The organism is Paenarthrobacter sp. YJN-5, assembly GCF_015040095.1.
GTDB classification, from domain to species: domain Bacteria; phylum Actinomycetota; class Actinomycetes; order Actinomycetales; family Micrococcaceae; genus Arthrobacter; species Arthrobacter ureafaciens.
Genome location: NZ_CP053544.1, coordinates 2,000,736 through 2,017,948, shown reverse-complemented (window position 1 = coordinate 2,017,948; position 17,213 = coordinate 2,000,736). Strand labels below are relative to the sequence as shown.

The following is a 17,213-nucleotide window of genomic DNA, read 5'->3' as shown; positions in this document are numbered from 1 at the left end:
TCTGCGAATGGCGGCCTTGCGGCTCACCGGAGTCTTTGACGTTCCTGCCCCAACAATGTGTCTCAACCCTAATAAATCAGCGTCAACTAGGGGACTCGACTATCTAGGGTACCAAGTCGCGCCCGCAAGATGGCATGCTGGCACAGTGACCAGCAAAACAACTGTGAAAACGTTGCTCATTCTCGGCGCTTCAGGCGACCTCACCGGCCGCCTGCTCCTTCCGGGACTTGCCGGACTCCTTGCGACAGGCAGGGTTGGCGGGCTTCGACTGGTCGGGGCCGGGTCCGATCCTTGGACCGCGCGGCAGTGGAAGGAACGGGTGGACACATCCTTCGCTGCGGCAGCCGGCGCCGCGGAAAGCGCAGGCCGGTCAGTGCTGGATTCGGTGGCCGCAACCACGGAATACCATCAGGTCGACGTCACGGCGGACGGCAGGCTCGCCGACTTGCTGGCGCGACTGGAAGGGCCGGTTGCCATCTACTTCGCCCTCCCCCCGGAAGTCAGCCAGAAAGCCTGTGCCCTCCTGCGCCGTGACCAGCTTCCGGCCGGAACCCGGCTGGTGCTGGAGAAGCCTTTCGGCGCGGGGCTGGATTCGGCCCGGGAACTGAACAAGGTACTTGCCGCGCTGGTCCCGGAAGACCACATCCACCGCGTGGACCACTTCCTCGGCAAGGCCACGGTGTTGAACATCCTCGGACTGCGTTTCGCCAACCGGTTCCTGGAACCTGTGTGGGACCGCGACCACATCGAAAAAGTCGAGATCATCTTCGACGAAGACCTGGCTTTGGAAGGCCGTGCCCGCTATTACGACCATGCCGGCGCCCTCAAGGACATGATCCAAAGCCACCTGCTCCACATCATGGCCTTCCTGGCCATCGACGCCCCCGCCTCCATCGACGAACGTGATCTCCGTGACGCCGTGGCCGCGGTCCTGCGTGCCAGCAGCATCAAGGCCCCGTTCCAGGATTCGACCCGCCGGGCCCGCTATACAGCCGGGAAGCTCGGCGAGCGCACCATTCCCGACTACGCGGCCGAGCCGGGCGTGGACCCCGCCAGGAACACCGAAACCCTCGCCCAGGTCACGGTGGAGATCGACAACTGGCGCTGGAAGGGTGTCCCGTTCATCCTGCGCTCCGGCAAGGCGATGGGCCACAAACGGAAGGAAGCCGTGGTGACTTTCCGTCCCGTGCCGCATTTGCCGGTCGGGTTTTCCGGCGTCGACTCCCCCAACCACCTTCGGATCGGTTTCGGTCCCGACGTTCTGCAGCTCGACGTCGACGTCAACGGCCCGGGCGACGTGTTCACCCTGGACCGGGCGAGCTTGATCACCGAGCTCAACGCTGCCGGCATGCTGCCTTACGGCGAAGTCCTGGAGGGCATCCTTACCGGCGATCCGCTCCTCTCCGTCCGCGGCGACACCGCGGAGGACTGCTGGCGGATCATGGAACCCGTGCTCCGCGCCTGGGCGCAGGATGCGGTCCCGTTGGAGGAGTACGACGCCGGCAGCCAGGGGCCGGCAGCATGGGGCACCAGCGGCGGGCGCAGCGACAGCCACGGTGGCTGACTGTTTCGGGACGGCTGACTGTTAACGGCCAAGCGGGCCGGGTACCTTTTCGGTACCCGGCCCGCTGTTCGTTTCCCGGATCAACAGCCGGGGTCCGGATGTCCGCCTAAATGGCCGCCGCGCCGCGCTCCCCGGTCCTGACGCGGACCGCTTCGTAGACGTCCACGGTCCAGACTTTCCCGTCACCGGCCCGGCCGGTGTTGGAGCTTGCAATGAGGACATCCAGGATGTCGTCCGCTTGTTCGTCGGTGGCAAGAACCTCGATGCGGATCTTGGGCAGCAGGTCCACGTTGTACTCAGCACCGCGGTACACCTCCGTGTACCCCCGCTGCCGGCCGTAGCCGCTGGCCGCGCTGACCGTCAACCCCTGGACGCCGTACGCTTCCAGGCCTTCCCGGACTGCTTCAAGCTTCTCCGGACGGACGATCGCTGTAATGAGTTTCATGCCTGGACACTCTCCTTGCCTTCGGCTGCGGTGGCTTTGGTTTCCACTGCGGCGTCGTTCTTGCCGGTCATCACGTCGTGCAGCGGCTGGAAGCTTCCACCGTGGCCGCCTACACCGAACTCGTAGGCCGTCTCGGCGTGGAGGCTGAGGTCAACGCCGACGTTCTCCTGCTCAGTGGAGACCCGGAAGCCCATGGTCTTATGGATGGCCAGGGCGATGATCGCCGTCATGATGGCGGAGAAAGCGATGGCGATGCCGGCCGCTGCGAGCTGCGCCCACATCTGGGCCATGCCGCCACCGTAGAAGAGGCCGCCGCCCACGCCGTCCACCGGCTTTGCGATGAAGCCCAGTGCTACGGTTCCGATGATGCCGGAGACCAGGTGTACTCCCACCACGTCCAGGGAGTCGTCGAAGCCCCAGCGGAACTTCAGGCCTACGGCGAGGGCGGATGCGATACCGGCGACCAAGCCCAGGCCCAGGGCGCCGATGGGATCGACGTTGGCGCAAGCCGGGGTGATGGCAACGAGGCCTGCCACGACGCCCGATGCAGCGCCGAGGGACGTCGGGTGGCCGTCGCGGATGCGTTCGGTGATGAGCCAGCCGATCATTGCTGCGGCCGGAGCTGCGAGGGTGTTGACCCAGATGAGGCCGCCCTGCTCAGCGGTGGTTGCTGCGCCGCCGTTGAACCCGAACCAGCCGAACCACAGGATGGCTGCACCGAGCATCACGAAGGGAATGTTGTGCGGGCGGTGGTTGGGGTCCTTGCCGAAGCCGCGGCGGTTGCCGATGATCAGCACCAGGACGAGTGCGGCCACGCCGGCGTTGATGTGCACTACCGTTCCGCCGGCGAAGTCGATGGCCGGGCCGAGCGCCTTGCCGATGGCACCCTCCGGACCGAACAGGCCGCCGCCCCACACCATGTAGGCCAAGGGGCAGTAGACCAGCGTGACCCATACGGGAACGAAGAGGCTCCAGGCGCCGAACTTGGCACGGTCGGCGATCGCGCCGCTGATCAGGGCCACCGTGATGATGGCGAACGTGGCTGCGAAGCCTACCTTGATGTAACCGTCAGGAGTGGCGTCCACTCCAGCCAGTCCAAATGATGCGAACGGGTTCCCCACGATCTCCATGAAGCCCTCGCCGGAGCTCATGGATGCCCCCCACAGCACCCATACAACGCCCACGATGCCGATGGAGATGAAACTCATCATCATCATGTTCAGGGCGGCCTTGGCCCGTGTCATACCACCGTAGAAGAATGCCAATCCCGGTGTCATGAACAGCACAAGCGCTGCCGCCACCATGACCCATACGTGACCTGCGGTAAGTTCCATGGTGCACGTCCTCTCTTGCTAGTACTGCGGTTCGTCCGCTGTCCTGACGCCTTTTGCGTCCTGCAATAAAGTTTTGTGCCGCAGTGTTTCACCTGCGCGGGATTTAGATTGCGGGCCTGTTACATCAACCTCCCCAACGTAAATGATGCATAACCTCGTTGTTACGGATATGTTTCATGCGTCACACAGGCCCGGGACGAGTACCGCGCCCACGCAAAAACCTTCGACCCTGACAGGACCACCCCGGATGCCACAGTCGCCCCGATCCACCCAGCCACCAAGGATCAGGCAGCAGAGGGAGCCGCTTCCCCGCGACGTGAAGGTCATGCTGGCCGCCGCCTTCCTCATCGCCCTGGGTTTCGGGCTGGTGGCCCCGGTACTGCCGCAATTTGCCACGACCTTCGACGTCGGCGCGACGGCTGCCGCAGTGATCGTCAGTATCTTCGCCTTCATGCGCCTCGTCTTCGCCCCGGCAGGCGGGCAGCTGATCGTCCGCTTCGGGGAGCGAAGTGTCTATGTGAGCGGGCTGTTGATTGTTGCCGCGTCGACTGCGGCGTGCGCTTTCGCGCAAAACTACTGGCAGTTGTTGATCTTCCGCGGCCTGGGCGGAGCGGGTTCGGTGATGTTCACCGTCGCCGCCATGGGCCTGCTGATCCGGCTGGCGCCGCCGGAGCGAAGGGGCCAGGTTTCGGGAGCCTACGCTTCGGCTTTCCTGATCGGCAGCGTCCTTGGCCCTGTGGTGGGCGGACTCCTGGCCGGTTTCGGCCTTCGCGTGCCGTTCCTGGTGTACGCCGCGGCCCTGCTGCTCGCCGCCGTCGTTGTGCGGACGATGCTGAGCGGCACGAACCAGTTGGGTGAGGAGGCACGGCACGCGCCTGCCATGACGCTGAAGGAGGCACTCGCCGATTCGGCCTACCGGGCGGCCGTCTTCTCAAGTTTCGGCAACGGCTGGGTCACCTTCGGTGTGCGCATGGCCACCATCCCGTTGTTTGCCACGGCCGTCCTGCAGTCACGTCCGGAAACGGCGGCGTGGGCGCTTGCTGTGTTCGCCATGGGTAACGCACTCGCTTTGACGTTCTCCGGCCGGCTTTCGGACGCCTGGGGACGGAAGCCGCTGCTCATCCCGGGATTGGTCATCACGGGTGCCGCTACGGGGCTCATCGGCGTGACCGGTGACCTGGTGTGGTTCCTCGTTGCCTCCGCGGTGGCGGGTTTCGGCTCCGGCTTGCTGGGCCCGGCGCAGCAGGCCGCCGTCGCCGATGTGATTGGCCGGGGCCGCTCCGGCGGCCGTGTCCTGGCAGTGTTCCAGATGGCGGCCGATACCGGAGCCATCATCGGGCCGGTGGTTGCCGGGCTCCTGGCGGACCAGTTGGGCTACGGCTGGGCTTTTGGAATCACCGGCGGGGTGCTCCTGGTGACCGCGGCAGCGTGGCTTCCCGCCCGCGAACCTGCCGTTAAACAAAACTGACTGGCAACAGGGGTTGCTCTGAACGCTCAGAACAACCCCTATTGCCAGTCAGTTGAAGAACTAGTTCAGCAGTGCGTCCACGAACCCCTCGGCTTCGAAAGGCGCGAGGTCATCGGGCCCTTCGCCCAGGCCGATGAGCTTGACCGGCACGCCCAGCGTCTTCTGGATGGCAACCACGATGCCGCCCTTGGCGGTGCCATCGAGCTTGGTCAGGACGATGCCGGAGATGTTGACCACCTCGGCAAAGACCCGGGCCTGGTTCAGCCCGTTCTGGCCGGTGGTGGCATCCAGCACCAGCAGGACCTCGTCCACTTCGGCCAGCTTTTCGATGACGCGCTTGACCTTGCCAAGCTCGTCCATGAGGCCGGTCTTGTTCTGCAGGCGGCCTGCGGTATCCACCATGACAACATCGACTTCCTGGTCGATGCCGGCCTTGACTGCCTCGTAGGCAACCGAAGCGGGGTCCGCGCCGTCGATGTCCGACTTCACCGTGGGCACGCCCACGCGCTGGCCCCACGTGGCGAGCTGTTCGGCCGCTGCCGCACGGAAGGTGTCCGCTGCTCCCAGCAGGACGTCCTTGTCTTCAGCCACCAGGACACGCGCCAACTTGCCCACGGTGGTGGTCTTGCCGACGCCGTTGACACCAACCACCAGCACGACGGCGGGACGGTCACCTTGGCGGGCGACGTTCAAGGAACGGTCCATGGACGGGTCAACGAGCTTGATGAGTTCTTCCCGGAGCATGGCTTTGACATGCTCCGGATCGCGGGTTCCCAGGACCTTGACGCGCTCGCGCAGGGACTCCACGAGTTCCATGGTCGGTTCTGTTCCGAGGTCTGCCAGGAGAAGGGTCTCCTCCACCTCGTCCCACACGTTCTCGTCGATCTTGTCACCCGAAAGCAGGGCCAGCAGGCCCTTGCCCAGGATGTTGTTGGACTTGACCAGGCGTGCGCGAAGACGGGTAAGGCGGCCCTCCACGGGTGCCGGGGTCTCCACGGCAATGGTTTCCAGCCCGGCGGCATCGTCCGGGACCAAGGTCTCTTCGAGGGAGCCGTCACGGCCGGGCGCGGGGGCGGGCTCCGGCCGGTCCTCCACCAAGGTTCCGCCGCTTGCTGCCGGCGACTGGAGGGGGTCGTTGGCGTCGCGGGTCCCAGGGTATTTGGAGCCGGACTTACGGGCCTTGAGCAGGACCGGGACCAGTCCGCCAATCACCACGAGCGCAGCGACAATGGACAGGATTATGGGTAGGAAATCGTTCACTCCCCTACCTTCTCACACAGCTAGGCCCCGTCCCCGAGGCGTTGGCTGATGACCGTGGACACACCGTCCCCGCGCATTGTTACCCCGTACAGGGCATCGGCCACTTCCATGGTCCGTTTCTGGTGCGTAATGACGATCAGCTGGCTGGACTCACGCAATTCCTCGAAGATCGTGATGAGGCGGCCAAGGTTGGTGTCGTCCAACGCGGCTTCCACCTCGTCCATGACGTAGAAGGGCGAAGGCCGCGCCTTGAAAATCGCGACGAGCAACGCCACTGCGGTGAGCGACCGCTCGCCGCCTGACAAGAGGGAGAGCCTCTTGATCTTCTTGCCGGCAGGCCTCGCCTCGACCTCGATCCCTGTGGTCAGCATGTCGTCCGGATCGGTCAGGACCAAGCGACCCTCGCCGCCCGGGAAGAGGCGTGCGAAGACGTGGTCGAACTGGGCGGAGGTGTCGGCGAAGGCCTCAGTGAACACCTGCTGGACGCGGTTGTCGACTTCCTTGATGATGTCCAGCAAGTCCTTCCGGCTGGCTTTGAGGTCTTCCAGCTGGGAGCTGAGGAACTGGTGCCGTTCCTCCAAGGCCGCGAATTCTTCCAAGGCCAAAGGGTTGACTTTGCCCAGCGAAGCGAGGTCCCGTTCAGCCTTTTTCAGCCTCTTCTCCTGCTCGGCACGGACAAACGGAACACCCTGGACAAGGGGTTGCCCGTCCTCGTCAACGGGCGCCCTGAGCTCCGCCCACTTGTCCGTTTTTCCAGTACTTGCAGTTGCAGGCACCGGAACCGGCTGGTCCGGACCGTACTCCGCCACCAACTGCCCTGCGGACATCCCGAGTTCGTCGATTGACCTGGCTTCAAGCGCCTCAATACGCAGCCGCTGCTGCGCACGGGCCAGCTCGTCCTTGTGCACCGAATCGGTCAGCTCCGCCAATTCCTTGGCACGTTCCTCGTTGACGGAACGGACGTGGGCAAGTTCCTTGTCGAGCTTTTCGCGGATTTCCTCGGCCAGGTCCCGTTCGCCCGCAGCGAGCTCCACGGAGATGTCCAGGAACCGGAGCGTGTGCGTGGCTCCCGTCTGGACGGCCGCTGCCCTGGCTGCCTGGGCACGGCGCCTTTGCGCTCGGCGTGCGGCCTCCTCCCGGGCCCGGCGTTCGGTTGCTGCGGCCCTTTCCAGCGAGGCGGCCCGGTTGCCCACGGCGCCGAGCTGTTCCTCTGCCGTCCTGAGCGCCAGCCGTGCTTCCATTTCCTTGGCCCGTGCGGTGCGGGCCTGTTCGGCAAGTTCGTCCCGGAGATCGGTGGATGGTTCCTCGTCGGGGGCTTCCTGGGCTGCTTCCAGGCGCTCGGTGGCCACGTCCAGATCCATGGTGGCATCGGCGATGTTTGTCTCGGCGTTGGCCAGCGTGGCCGCAAGCCTTTCGCTTTCCCCGACGGCGCCACGCAGGACGGAGTTCAGGTGTCCCAACCGTTCGGCCACCGCCGCCAGCCGGGCATCGGATTCATGCAGCTTCTCCAGCGCAGCGTCTGCCCGGTCCCGGGCTTCAACCTGCCGCGCCTTCGCAGCTGCCAAGCGGAAACGGTTGCGCTCCAAACCGGCGGTAACGTCCTGGAGTCTGGCAACGGCGTCGTCGACGGCGGCCTGGACCTCAATCAACGACGGTACGGTCGCTGAGCCGCCGTGCGCGGCCAAGGATGTCAAAATATCGCCTGACCTGGTGACCGCCCTCAGCCCGGGGCGCTCAACGATCAGTTCCGCCGCTGCTGCCAGGTCCTCGACGACGACGGCCCCGGCCAGGAGGGCAAGCGCACTTTGGGCCGGCGCTTCAGTGGCTTTGACGACGTCATGTACCCAACGGCAGCCCTGCGGCAACGCGCCGTCGTTGGCGGTCTCCGGCCCGTCACTGCCGGCCAGAAGCAGGACGGCACGTCCGGCGTCGTCGGCCCTGAGGGTGCTGAACGCGGCCAGGGCTGCCGCGGTATCGGCGGCGACCAAGGCATCGGATGCCTCTCCCAAGGCTGCGGAGACCGCTGTTTCGTAGCCGGGTTCGATGGCGAGCATCCCGGCCAAAGGCCCGAGGATGCCTGTAACGTCCCCACCGAGCAGCCTCTGCGAACCGTCCTTGCGGTTGAGGCCCAGCTGCAGTGCGTCGCGTCTGGCAACCAGCGCGTCGCGTTCCCGCAGGGCGTCGCGCTCGGCGGCCTTGAGTTCTTCGATCTCGGCGGTGACTGCATCGAGGACCTGGTTGGCTTCCTCGTAATCGGCGTCGAGGCTTTCCTCGCCGTCCTCGACTCCGGCAACCTGGGATTCGAGCGCGGCGAACTCGCTGTGTGCGGAACGGCGCCGCTCATCGGCCGCTGCGAGCGATTCCCGGATACGTCCGCGTTCGGCTTCGGCAGCATCCACCCGCGAACGGGCCGCGGCCACTTTCCCGGCGAGCCGGGCCAAGCTTTCCCGGCGGTCTGCCGCCGCCCGCAGCATGGCGGTCAATCGCTTGTCCTCGGCGGCTGCGAGCGCCTCCGCGCTGTCCTTGGCCACGGTAGCTTCCAGGAGTGCCGCCTGCTTGGCGAGGACATCGTGTTCCAAGGCTGCTTGCTCCTGACGCACCTTGGCCGCTTGGCGTTCAAGTTGTTCAGGGTCGCGGCCGGAGTCCGGCAAGGCTTCCGAGGCCCCCAGGAGACGCCGACGCTCACCCGCCAGCGAGGCCAGGGAACGGAGCCGTTCCCGGTTCGCCGAGAGTTGGTACCAGCGATCGCGTGCGGCGTTGAGGCGCGGCGTTGCTTCAGCGGCGCGCTGTTCCAGCTCTGCCTGCCGCTGCCGCCCGTGCCCGAGTTCCGCTTCAACCACCTGACGGCGTTCCTTGAGGGCTGCTTCATCGGCCACGTCCTGCTCCAGGCTGCTGGTGAGCTGCACCAGGTCGTCGGCCAAGAGCCTTGCTTTGGCATCGCGGACGTCGAATTGGACCGTTTGGGCGCGGCGGGCGATTTCCGCCTGTTTGCCCAGGGGCGTCAGTTGGCGGCGGATCTCGGCGGTCAAGTCTCCCAGCCGCGAAAGGTTGGCCTGCATCGCCTCCAGCTTGCGGACTGTCTTTTCCTTGCGCCGCCGGTGTTTGAGGATGCCGGCAGCTTCTTCGATGAAGCCCCGGCGGTCCTCCGGAGTCGCGTGCAGCACGCGGTCCAGTTGGCCCTGGCCGACGATGACGTGCATCTCCCGGCCAAGTCCCGAATCGGACAGCAACTCCTGGATATCCAGCAAGCGGCACGGCGCACCGTTGATGGCGTACTCGGAGCCGCCAGTGCGGAACAGGGTGCGCGAAATGGTGACTTCGCTGTATTCGATGGGAAGCGCGTTGTCGGTGTTGTCGATGGTGAGCGACACGTGTGCCCTGCCCAGGGGCGGCCTGCCGGACGTGCCGGCGAAGATGACGTCTTCCATTTTGCCGCCACGCAGGGTCTTGGCCCCTTGTTCGCCCATGACCCACGCCAGGGCGTCGACGACGTTGGACTTGCCGGAGCCGTTGGGCCCCACCACCGCAGTGACTCCCGGCACGAAGTCGAACGTCGTGGCCGACGCAAACGACTTGAACCCGCGGACGGTCAAACTCTTCAAATGCAAGGTGGTTGGTTCTCCTGGATGGCCCCGGTGGCGGTATCCCACTAAATCTACTGCGGATTTGTTGAAAACCCGGGATCCATGGCGGGAAAGCCTTGCGGGCACCCGCCCGCATCCCTACACTCCTGCCTAGGGTTACCTGGCGCATGCGTTCCGGTGATCCGGCCGGATCCCCGGTTTGCCGGGGTCCGCCGGGTCGCGGTCCGAAATTCGGAATACATGGGCATGGTGGCTGTGGCTGTGATGGTTTTCAACTGAAGATCTGGTTTTACCCTGGCTGGGGAGCGGTGAGCAGGGACCGGGCATGTGCGCGGACCTTTGTTTAGCAATCGGCGTACCACCCAGGAGTTCTGATGCCCGGTCCTTCCGCTACCCGGCCACCACGGTTCTTCAAAGGTTTCTTTGTACCCCTGGTCGTTGCAATGGTTGCGTCCTTGCTGCCCTTGACGGCACCTGCCGCCTTCGCAGCGGGCCCGTGCGACCCCGTGGTGAATCCCGTGGTGTGCGAGAACTCAAAACCGGGCAGCCCGCCGTCGGAATGGGACATCGACGGCGCCGGCGATGACAGTATCCAAGGCTTCTCCACGGCCATGAGTGTCAACGCCGGCCAATCAATCCAATTCAAAGTCGATACCTCGGCATCCAACTACACGATCGCCATTTACCGCAGCGGCTGGTACGGCGGAAACGGGGCACGCAAGATTGCCACCGTGACACCCTCGGCCTTCCGGCAGAACCAACCGGCATGCCGCACCGACCTGGCCACTGAACTCTATGACTGCGGCACCTGGGCGGTATCGGCAACGTGGCAGGTCCCGGCAACGGCGGTGTCCGGCGTCTACTTTGCTTTGCTGACCCGGCCGGATACCGGCGGGCAAAGCCACATCACGTTCGTGGTGCGCAATGACGGCAACCGGTCAAGCGTGCTCTTCCAGACGTCGGATACGACGTGGCAGGCCTACAACACCTACGGGGGCGCGGACTTCTATCAAGGTGCCGTCAACGGGCGTGCCTACAAGATCAGCTATAACCGCCCCATGGCCAGCCGAAGCGGACCGGACGGCCGCGATTTCTACTTCGCCAACGAGTACCCCATGGTCCGGTTCCTCGAACAGAACGGCTATGACGTCAGCTACATCAGCGGACTGGATACGGACACCCGCGGCGCCGAACTGCTCAACCATAAGGTGTTCCTGTCCGTAGGGCACGACGAGTACTGGTCCGGAAACCAGCGCACCAATGTCACGGCAGCACGGGATGCGGGGGTGAACCTCCAGTTCCTTTCCGGCAATGAGATGTACTGGCGGACCCGGTTCGAGCCTTCGAGCGTGGACGGTACGCCGGGCCGGACGCTGACCAGTTACAAGGAAACGTGGTCCAACGCCAAGATCGATCCCAGCACCCAGTGGACGGGCACCTGGCGGGATCCGCGGTTCGCGTCCCAGGCAAACGGCGGAGGCCTGCCCGAAAACGGCCTCACGGGAACCCTCTACATGTCCAACTACACGGACCTCCCCGTGACAGTTTCCGCCGAAGAGGGCAAGACCCGGCTCTGGCGCAATACTTCCCTGGCATCGATGTCGGCAGGCACCTCCGCTGCGTTGGCGCCCCACACGATCGGCTACGAATCGAACGAGGACCTGGACAACGGGTTCCGGCCGGCCGGGCTCATCCGTTTGTCCACAACCACCGGCAGCGTCAGCCAATACCTGCAGGACTTCGGGAACACGGTGGCGCCGGGCACCACCAAGCACAGCATCACCCTGTACAAGGCGGCGAGCGGTGCATTGGTTTTCTCCGCCGGCAGCGTGCAGTGGACATGGGGCCTTGACCAGGAACACGACGGAAACGGCGCCCCTGCCGATATCCGGATGCGGCAGGCGCAGGTGAACCTGCTTGCCGACATGGGTGCCCAACCGGCAACCCTGGCATCCGGCCTGGTGGCGACCACCGCCAGCGGCGACAAAACAGGCCCCACCACCACCATCAATGCCCCTGCCAACAATGCTGCCGTGGCCCACGGAAGCAACGTCACCGTCAGCGGAACCGCAACGGACGCGGGCGGGGTGGTTGCCGGCGTCGAGGTTTCAACCGACGGTGGCACGTCCTGGCACCCTGCCACCGGCAAGGCGAACTGGACGTACAGCTATGTGCAGAAGGGCCTGGCGACTGCCACCATCCAAGTGCGGGCAGTGGACGACAGCGCGAACATCGGCGCGGTGGCCACGCGCAACCTGACGGTAAACGGCCCGTACACGGTCTTCGGCCAGGCGGTTCCACCGGTGGTTGACTCCGGCGACGGCGGCGCGTACGAGATGGGCCTGCGTTTCACGCCGTCCGTGGACGGCTTCATCACCGGTGCGCGCTTCTACAAGAGCACCGCGAACACGGGAACCCACATTGGTTCCCTCTGGAACTCCGCAGGCACCCGCCTTGCCACCGCAACGTTCGCCAATGAAACCGCTTCGGGCTGGCAGAGCGTCCTCTTCAGCCAACCCGTGCCCGTGGCGGCCGGGCAAAAGTACACGGTCTCCTACTGGGCACCGCGAGGCCATTACGCCACCAAGGACTTCCAATGGGCGTATTCGGGCTTCAACGACGCGCCCATGAAGGTTGCCGGCGGGTTCGGCGCGGAACCGGCCGGTGTCTACAGCACGTCCCAGGGCTTCCCAACAGCCAGCTTCAACGGTGGAAACTACTTCGTGGATGCCATCTTCAGCACCACGGACAATTCGCCCCTGACTGTCAACGGGCAGACCCCCATCCCGTCATCGTCCAGTGTTTCGGTCGCAACCACCGTGAGCGGAGTCTTCTCCAAGCCCGTCACGGCGGCCAGCGTGCAACTGACGCTTCGTTCGGCGGCTGGTCCGGTGGCCGGTACCACCACCTATGACGCCGTCACGCGGAAGGCTACGTTCACCCCGTCATCCCAGCTGGCCTTCAGCACCCAGTACACGGCAACCCTGGCCGGCACCGATGCCGTGGGCGGCCAAGTCGCCTCCGGCGGTACCTGGACATTCACCACGGCCGCAACCGCCCCCGCTCCCGGCGCCTGCCCGTGCAGTTTCTATGACGACAGCGTCACTCCCGGGATCGCGGAAATCCAGGACGGCGTACCGCTGACACTCGGTGTGCGCTTCACGAGCGTTTCAGCCGGCACTGTCAACGGCGTCCGGTTCTACAAGTCGGCCGGCAACACGGGAACGCACACCGGCTCCCTGTACACGGCATCCGGTCAGTTGCTGGCAACAGTCACGTTTGCCAATGAGAGCAGCGCAGGGTGGCAAACTGCGATGTTCAGCCAACCGGAGCAAATGGCTGCCAATACCGAATACATCGCTGCCTACAAATCCACCACCGGAGCGTACTCGGCAACCAGCAACGGATTTGGACAGGGCCTCAGCGTCGGGCCGCTGCGGACAGGCCCGGACGCAGGGGCTTACTCCTACAGCTCCGACTTCCCCGGTTCGCGGTCGACGGCCAGCTACCTGGTGGACGTCGTGGTCATGGTCGCCGCTCCGGCATTCACCGTCGGCAGCCAGTCACCGGCAAGCGGCGCCTCCAGCGTTCCATTGACGACGACTGTTAGTGGCGTGCTGTCCCAGGCAGCAGTGGCGTCCAGCGTCAAACTGGCGCTTAAGACCGCCAGTGGCACCGTCGTCGCGGGAACCAGCGCCTACGTTGACGCAACACGCAAGGTCACGTTCACTCCGTCCGCTCCACTGGCCGAAGGCACAAGCTACACGGCCACAGTGACCGCAACGGCGGTATCCGGCACTCCCATCACCGGCAACACCTGGACTTTCACCACAGTCCCGCCGGCCAGGACGCCCGGAGTGTGTCCCTGCACCCTTTACCAGGACACCGTGACCCCCGGCACGATGGAAGTGGATGACGCCGTTCCGTTGACCCTGGGTGTGCGCTTCAGCAGTGACACGGCCGGGCAGGTAACCGGCGTCCGGTTCTACAAGTCCAGTGGTAACACCGGCACGCACACGGGCTCGCTCTACACGGCTGCGGGCCAACTGCTGGCCACAGTTACCTTCGCCAACGAGTCCACCAGCGGCTGGCAAACGGCAACGTTCAGCCAACCCGTCAGCATCCAGGCGGACACCGAGTACATTGCCGCCTACAAGGTGCCCGCCGGCAAGTACTCCTACACGAGCGGAGGCTTCGGTCCCGAAGGCTTTACCAGCGGTCCCCTGCGCGTTGACGCCGACTCCGGCATGTATACCTACAGCGGTGACTTCCCGGGCACCCGCTCCACGGCAAGTTACCTCGTGGACCTGCTGTTCCAGCAGCCTGCGCAACCCCTGAGCATCACCGCGCAGGTGCCCGCGCCGGGAGCCACGTCGATACCCACGGACGTGTTGCCATCGCTGACCTTCTCCACTGCCATCAACCCGGGCGCTACCTTCACACTGTCGGCCAACGGAAGCCCGGTGGCGGGGTCGGCGGCGTTGTCCGCTGACGCCCGGGTCATCACCTTCACACCGGCCTCCGCACTGCCGGCCAGCACAGTCATCACGGCAAACGTTTCCGGCGTGGCCAACCAGCAGGGGCAGACCTTGCCGACCACCACATGGCAATTCACGACCGCGAGCGCCTCCGCCCAGCAGAGCACCATCTTCGGATCCCTCGTTCCGCAGGTGCTTGCGGCACCGGAAACCAAGTCCGTCGAACTAGGAACTGCCTTCACCGTTTCGCAGGCTGGAACCGTAACGGGCATCCGCTTCTACAAGGGCACCGGCAACACCGGCACCCACGTAGGTTCACTGTGGAACTCCGCAGGCACCAGGCTGGCCCAGGTGACGTTCACCAATGAGACCGCAACGGGCTGGCAGACCGCTACATTGTCAGCCCCGGTGGCACTGGCTACCGGCCAGACATACGTGGTGTCCTACCGCGCACCCAATGGCCGCTACTCCTACACCCAGGGCTTCTTCAACACCACCTGGACAAGCGGTGTCTTCACGGCCTCGGGCCCCAACAACGGCCTCTACCGTTACGGCAGCGGAGGCGTGATGCCAGCCAATTCATGGAATGCCACCAACTACTTCGTGGACGTGGTCTACTCGACAGCTACGGAGGCACAAGCCCAGGCCCAGACGGCTACGGCGACGCCAACTCCAACGGCTACCTCAACAGCCACACCCACACCGACACCCACGCCGACAGCAACGCAGTCAGGCGGCCTGCTGTGCGGTCTTCTGACGCTCTGCTGAGCCTCGCTGTCAGCGGACGACGCTCGGTGACCAGGCGTGGGCGATGAACAACTCCGGTTGTGCCGCGGGTTCGATGTCCAGCTGCCAAATGTTGCTGTCGCCCTCAACAGCCTGGTCAGGCAGGCCGTACAGCAACGTATCCTCGTCCAGCCATTCGATCTGATCGTCAACGCTCCGCTTTTCCGACAGGATCGTTTCCGCCCCGGAAGCGAGGTCCAAAACGGCGACCTTCCAATGCGTTCCCAGCGCACCGCCGTCGTTCTTCTTGAACGCAATCCGGGTACCGTCGGGCGAGATGGACGGGCACTCCACGTTGTCATGCACCGCAGTGAGCGTCCTGCCGGAGAGGCTGCCCTTGACCAGCCACAGACGACCCGACGACGCGGCCGTGGCGTAGAAGGAATCCTCCTGGCCGGGGACGAACGTCACGCCCCAGATGTTCCTGTCTGCAGCCACCAAGCGCTCGCCGTTGACCATGAGGGCAAAGTCTTCGAGGTTTCCCAGGTTGCTGGTTCCACGGCTGATTTCCGTTGCGGTGGAGAACCCGGAGGTTGAGTAGGAGTGCCCGGTCACGAACACTGTGGTGGCGATCAGGGAGCCATCGGCACTGATGCGTGTCCGGCTGGGAATGCCGGGCAGGGCCCACGATCTTTGCTGCTGCCAGTTCCGGTCCAGGACCGTGGCCTCAAACGCCGTGACCAGTCCCCTGTTCGCTTTCAGGCACACCACTTCGGCTGACGTTCCGTAGACCCTGTCGCACGCTTGTTCGCTGACGGCACGTTCACCTTTCGGATCGGCGAGGGGTACCGTTGCCGCGTTGCCATAACCCTGACCGGCCGCGGTGTTGCGGAAGAGAACGAAGGGAGCCTGCGGCAAGGGTTGTCCCGCAGTCACCCCCACGGAAGGGGCAGCCGTGCGGCTTTGCTCAAATCTTTGGTAGGCGCCGACGGCGTAAACCCCCGCCGCCGTCAGCATGAGGGCGGTAACAGCCAGCAGGATGCCCCATCGAAGCTTTGCGCCAGCCATCCTTCCGCTCATGCGCCGGCCCGCCCGGGCCGGGCTCCCGGAAGGATGAAGATCACTGCCACCACAACGCAGGCCAGCAGGATGCCGGCGATCGTGACGGCAGTTGATGCCCCCACGGCGTACCACAGCACACCGAACCCTGCCGAAGCCGCCATCCGGCTCAAAGCCACGACCGTCTGGGCCGCGGCAATGCCGGTGGCAAGCTTTCCCTCCGGCGTCAGTTGGCTCGCCAACGCGGCCAGCACCCCGTCGGTTGCCGCATAGAACGCACCGAGCAGGAGCAGGCACGTCACCGTTGCCCAGAGACCACCAAGCGGAGCCGCAGCCAGGAAGTAGCAGGCCAGGAGTGCCACGTGCCCCGCGATGAAGACCGGCACCCTGCCTAAACGGTCAGCGAGGCGGCCCAAGGGGACGGCCATCACCAGGAAGGCGACATTGGTTCCCACGAACAGCAACGGAAACCACTGGACGGCGAACGAGTCCCGGTCCTGGAGCACCAGGTAGATAAAGCCGTCACCGATGGTCACCAGCCCCAGGAGTCCCGCAGCTACAAGGAGCTTCCCCAACCCCGGTTCCTTGAAGTGGCGCCAGGAAAAGGCAAGAAGTCTTTGGCCCTTCGGTGCATACTTCGCGCTCCGTGCGCGGAGGTCGGGAACCACCAATCCCAGGACGGCCACGCCGATCACGGCAAACGCCAAAGACACCACAAAGACTGTGCTGAAGCCATTGGGGATGACCAGCAGAATCAGGAAAGCAATCAGAGGCCCGGCCGCTGCACCGATGTTGTCCAGCATCCGGTGCATACCGAAGGACCGCGCCAGATGCTCCGGTTGCGCTGACACCGTGATCAGCGCATCCCGGGGCGCCGTCCGGATTCCCTTGCCGATCCGATCCCCCGTGACGATCGCCGCTACGGCCCAGAAGCCCCCGGCGAAAAGGAATCCGATCCTTGCCAGCATGGACAGTCCGTAACCGGCCAGGGCGATCCGTTTGGGATGGCCGCTGCGGTCGGACGCCCAGCCTGCGGCGATCCGGACAATGGCACTCGCGCCCTGGTTGATGGCATCGATGAAGCCGAAGGCTATGGTTGACAAACCGAGGAAGGCCGTGACGTACAAAGGCAGGATGGCCGTGACCGCCTCGGAGGAGATATCCGTGACCATGCTGACGATTCCAAGCCACACGATGACCGGGGACAAACGAAACGGCACCTTCGACAGTGCCGTCTGCTCGCTGGGAGACTTTCCGCGCTTACCGCCGCTTCGGTCCGAAAGCGAAATGTACAT

The 17,213-nt window shown here is 64.9% G+C and carries 9 protein-coding genes; 3 read left to right on the top strand and 6 right to left on the bottom strand.

What is annotated here, in order from left to right; genetic code table 11:
- Window positions 1–145 precede the first annotated feature (145 nt).
- On the top strand, window positions 146–1,564 hold the full coding sequence (locus HMI59_RS09610; RefSeq protein ID WP_071416513.1) for a glucose-6-phosphate dehydrogenase: 1,419 nt from the start codon (window positions 146–148) through the stop codon (window positions 1,562–1,564).
- 106 nt (window positions 1,565–1,670) lie between these two features.
- Here HMI59_RS09610 and HMI59_RS09605 read toward each other — a convergent pair whose 3' ends face one another.
- Both HMI59_RS09605 and HMI59_RS09600 read right to left on the bottom strand, forming a co-directional pair.
- Window positions 1,671–2,009 (bottom strand): P-II family nitrogen regulator, encoded by a 339-nt coding sequence (locus tag HMI59_RS09605; RefSeq protein ID WP_017199639.1) that lies wholly within the window; start codon window positions 2,007–2,009, stop codon window positions 1,671–1,673.
- Complete coding sequence (locus tag HMI59_RS09600) at window positions 2,006–3,343, bottom strand: ammonium transporter (protein ID WP_071416512.1); 1,338 nt, start codon at window positions 3,341–3,343, stop codon at window positions 2,006–2,008. Before HMI59_RS09600 ends, HMI59_RS09605 begins: the two co-directional genes overlap by 4 nt.
- Before the next feature lie 247 nt (window positions 3,344–3,590).
- On the opposite strand from HMI59_RS09600, the gene HMI59_RS09595 reads away from it, so the two are divergent.
- Window positions 3,591–4,811, top strand: coding sequence for an MFS transporter (locus HMI59_RS09595; RefSeq protein ID WP_071416511.1), 1,221 nt, complete (start codon window positions 3,591–3,593; stop codon window positions 4,809–4,811).
- Window positions 4,812–4,871: 60 nt separating this feature from the next.
- Here HMI59_RS09595 and ftsY read toward each other — a convergent pair whose 3' ends face one another.
- The gene (gene ftsY / locus HMI59_RS09590) at window positions 4,872–6,071 is read right to left on the bottom strand and encodes a signal recognition particle-docking protein FtsY (protein WP_166183153.1); all 1,200 of its coding nucleotides are present in this window, start codon (window positions 6,069–6,071) and stop codon (window positions 4,872–4,874) included.
- A gap of 20 nt (window positions 6,072–6,091) precedes the next feature.
- Entirely contained in the window at window positions 6,092–9,679 is a 3,588-nt protein-coding gene (gene smc / locus HMI59_RS09585) for a chromosome segregation protein SMC (RefSeq protein ID WP_193593512.1), read from the bottom strand.
- A 350-nt stretch (window positions 9,680–10,029) separates the two neighbouring features.
- On the opposite strand from smc, the gene HMI59_RS09580 reads away from it, so the two are divergent.
- Complete coding sequence (locus HMI59_RS09580; RefSeq protein ID WP_193593511.1) at window positions 10,030–14,901, top strand: DUF4082 domain-containing protein; 4,872 nt, start codon at window positions 10,030–10,032, stop codon at window positions 14,899–14,901.
- 9 nt (window positions 14,902–14,910) lie between these two features.
- On the opposite strand, the gene HMI59_RS09575 is transcribed toward HMI59_RS09580, so the two are convergent.
- Together HMI59_RS09575 and HMI59_RS09570 are read right to left on the bottom strand one after the other, a co-directional pair.
- Complete coding sequence (locus HMI59_RS09575) at window positions 14,911–15,939, bottom strand: PD40 domain-containing protein (protein ID WP_193593510.1); 1,029 nt, start codon at window positions 15,937–15,939, stop codon at window positions 14,911–14,913.
- A complete protein-coding gene (locus tag HMI59_RS09570) occupies window positions 15,936–17,213 on the bottom strand; it encodes an MFS transporter (RefSeq protein WP_193593509.1) in 1,278 nt (425 codons plus the stop codon). The genes HMI59_RS09575 and HMI59_RS09570 overlap by 4 nt, the downstream gene beginning before the upstream one ends.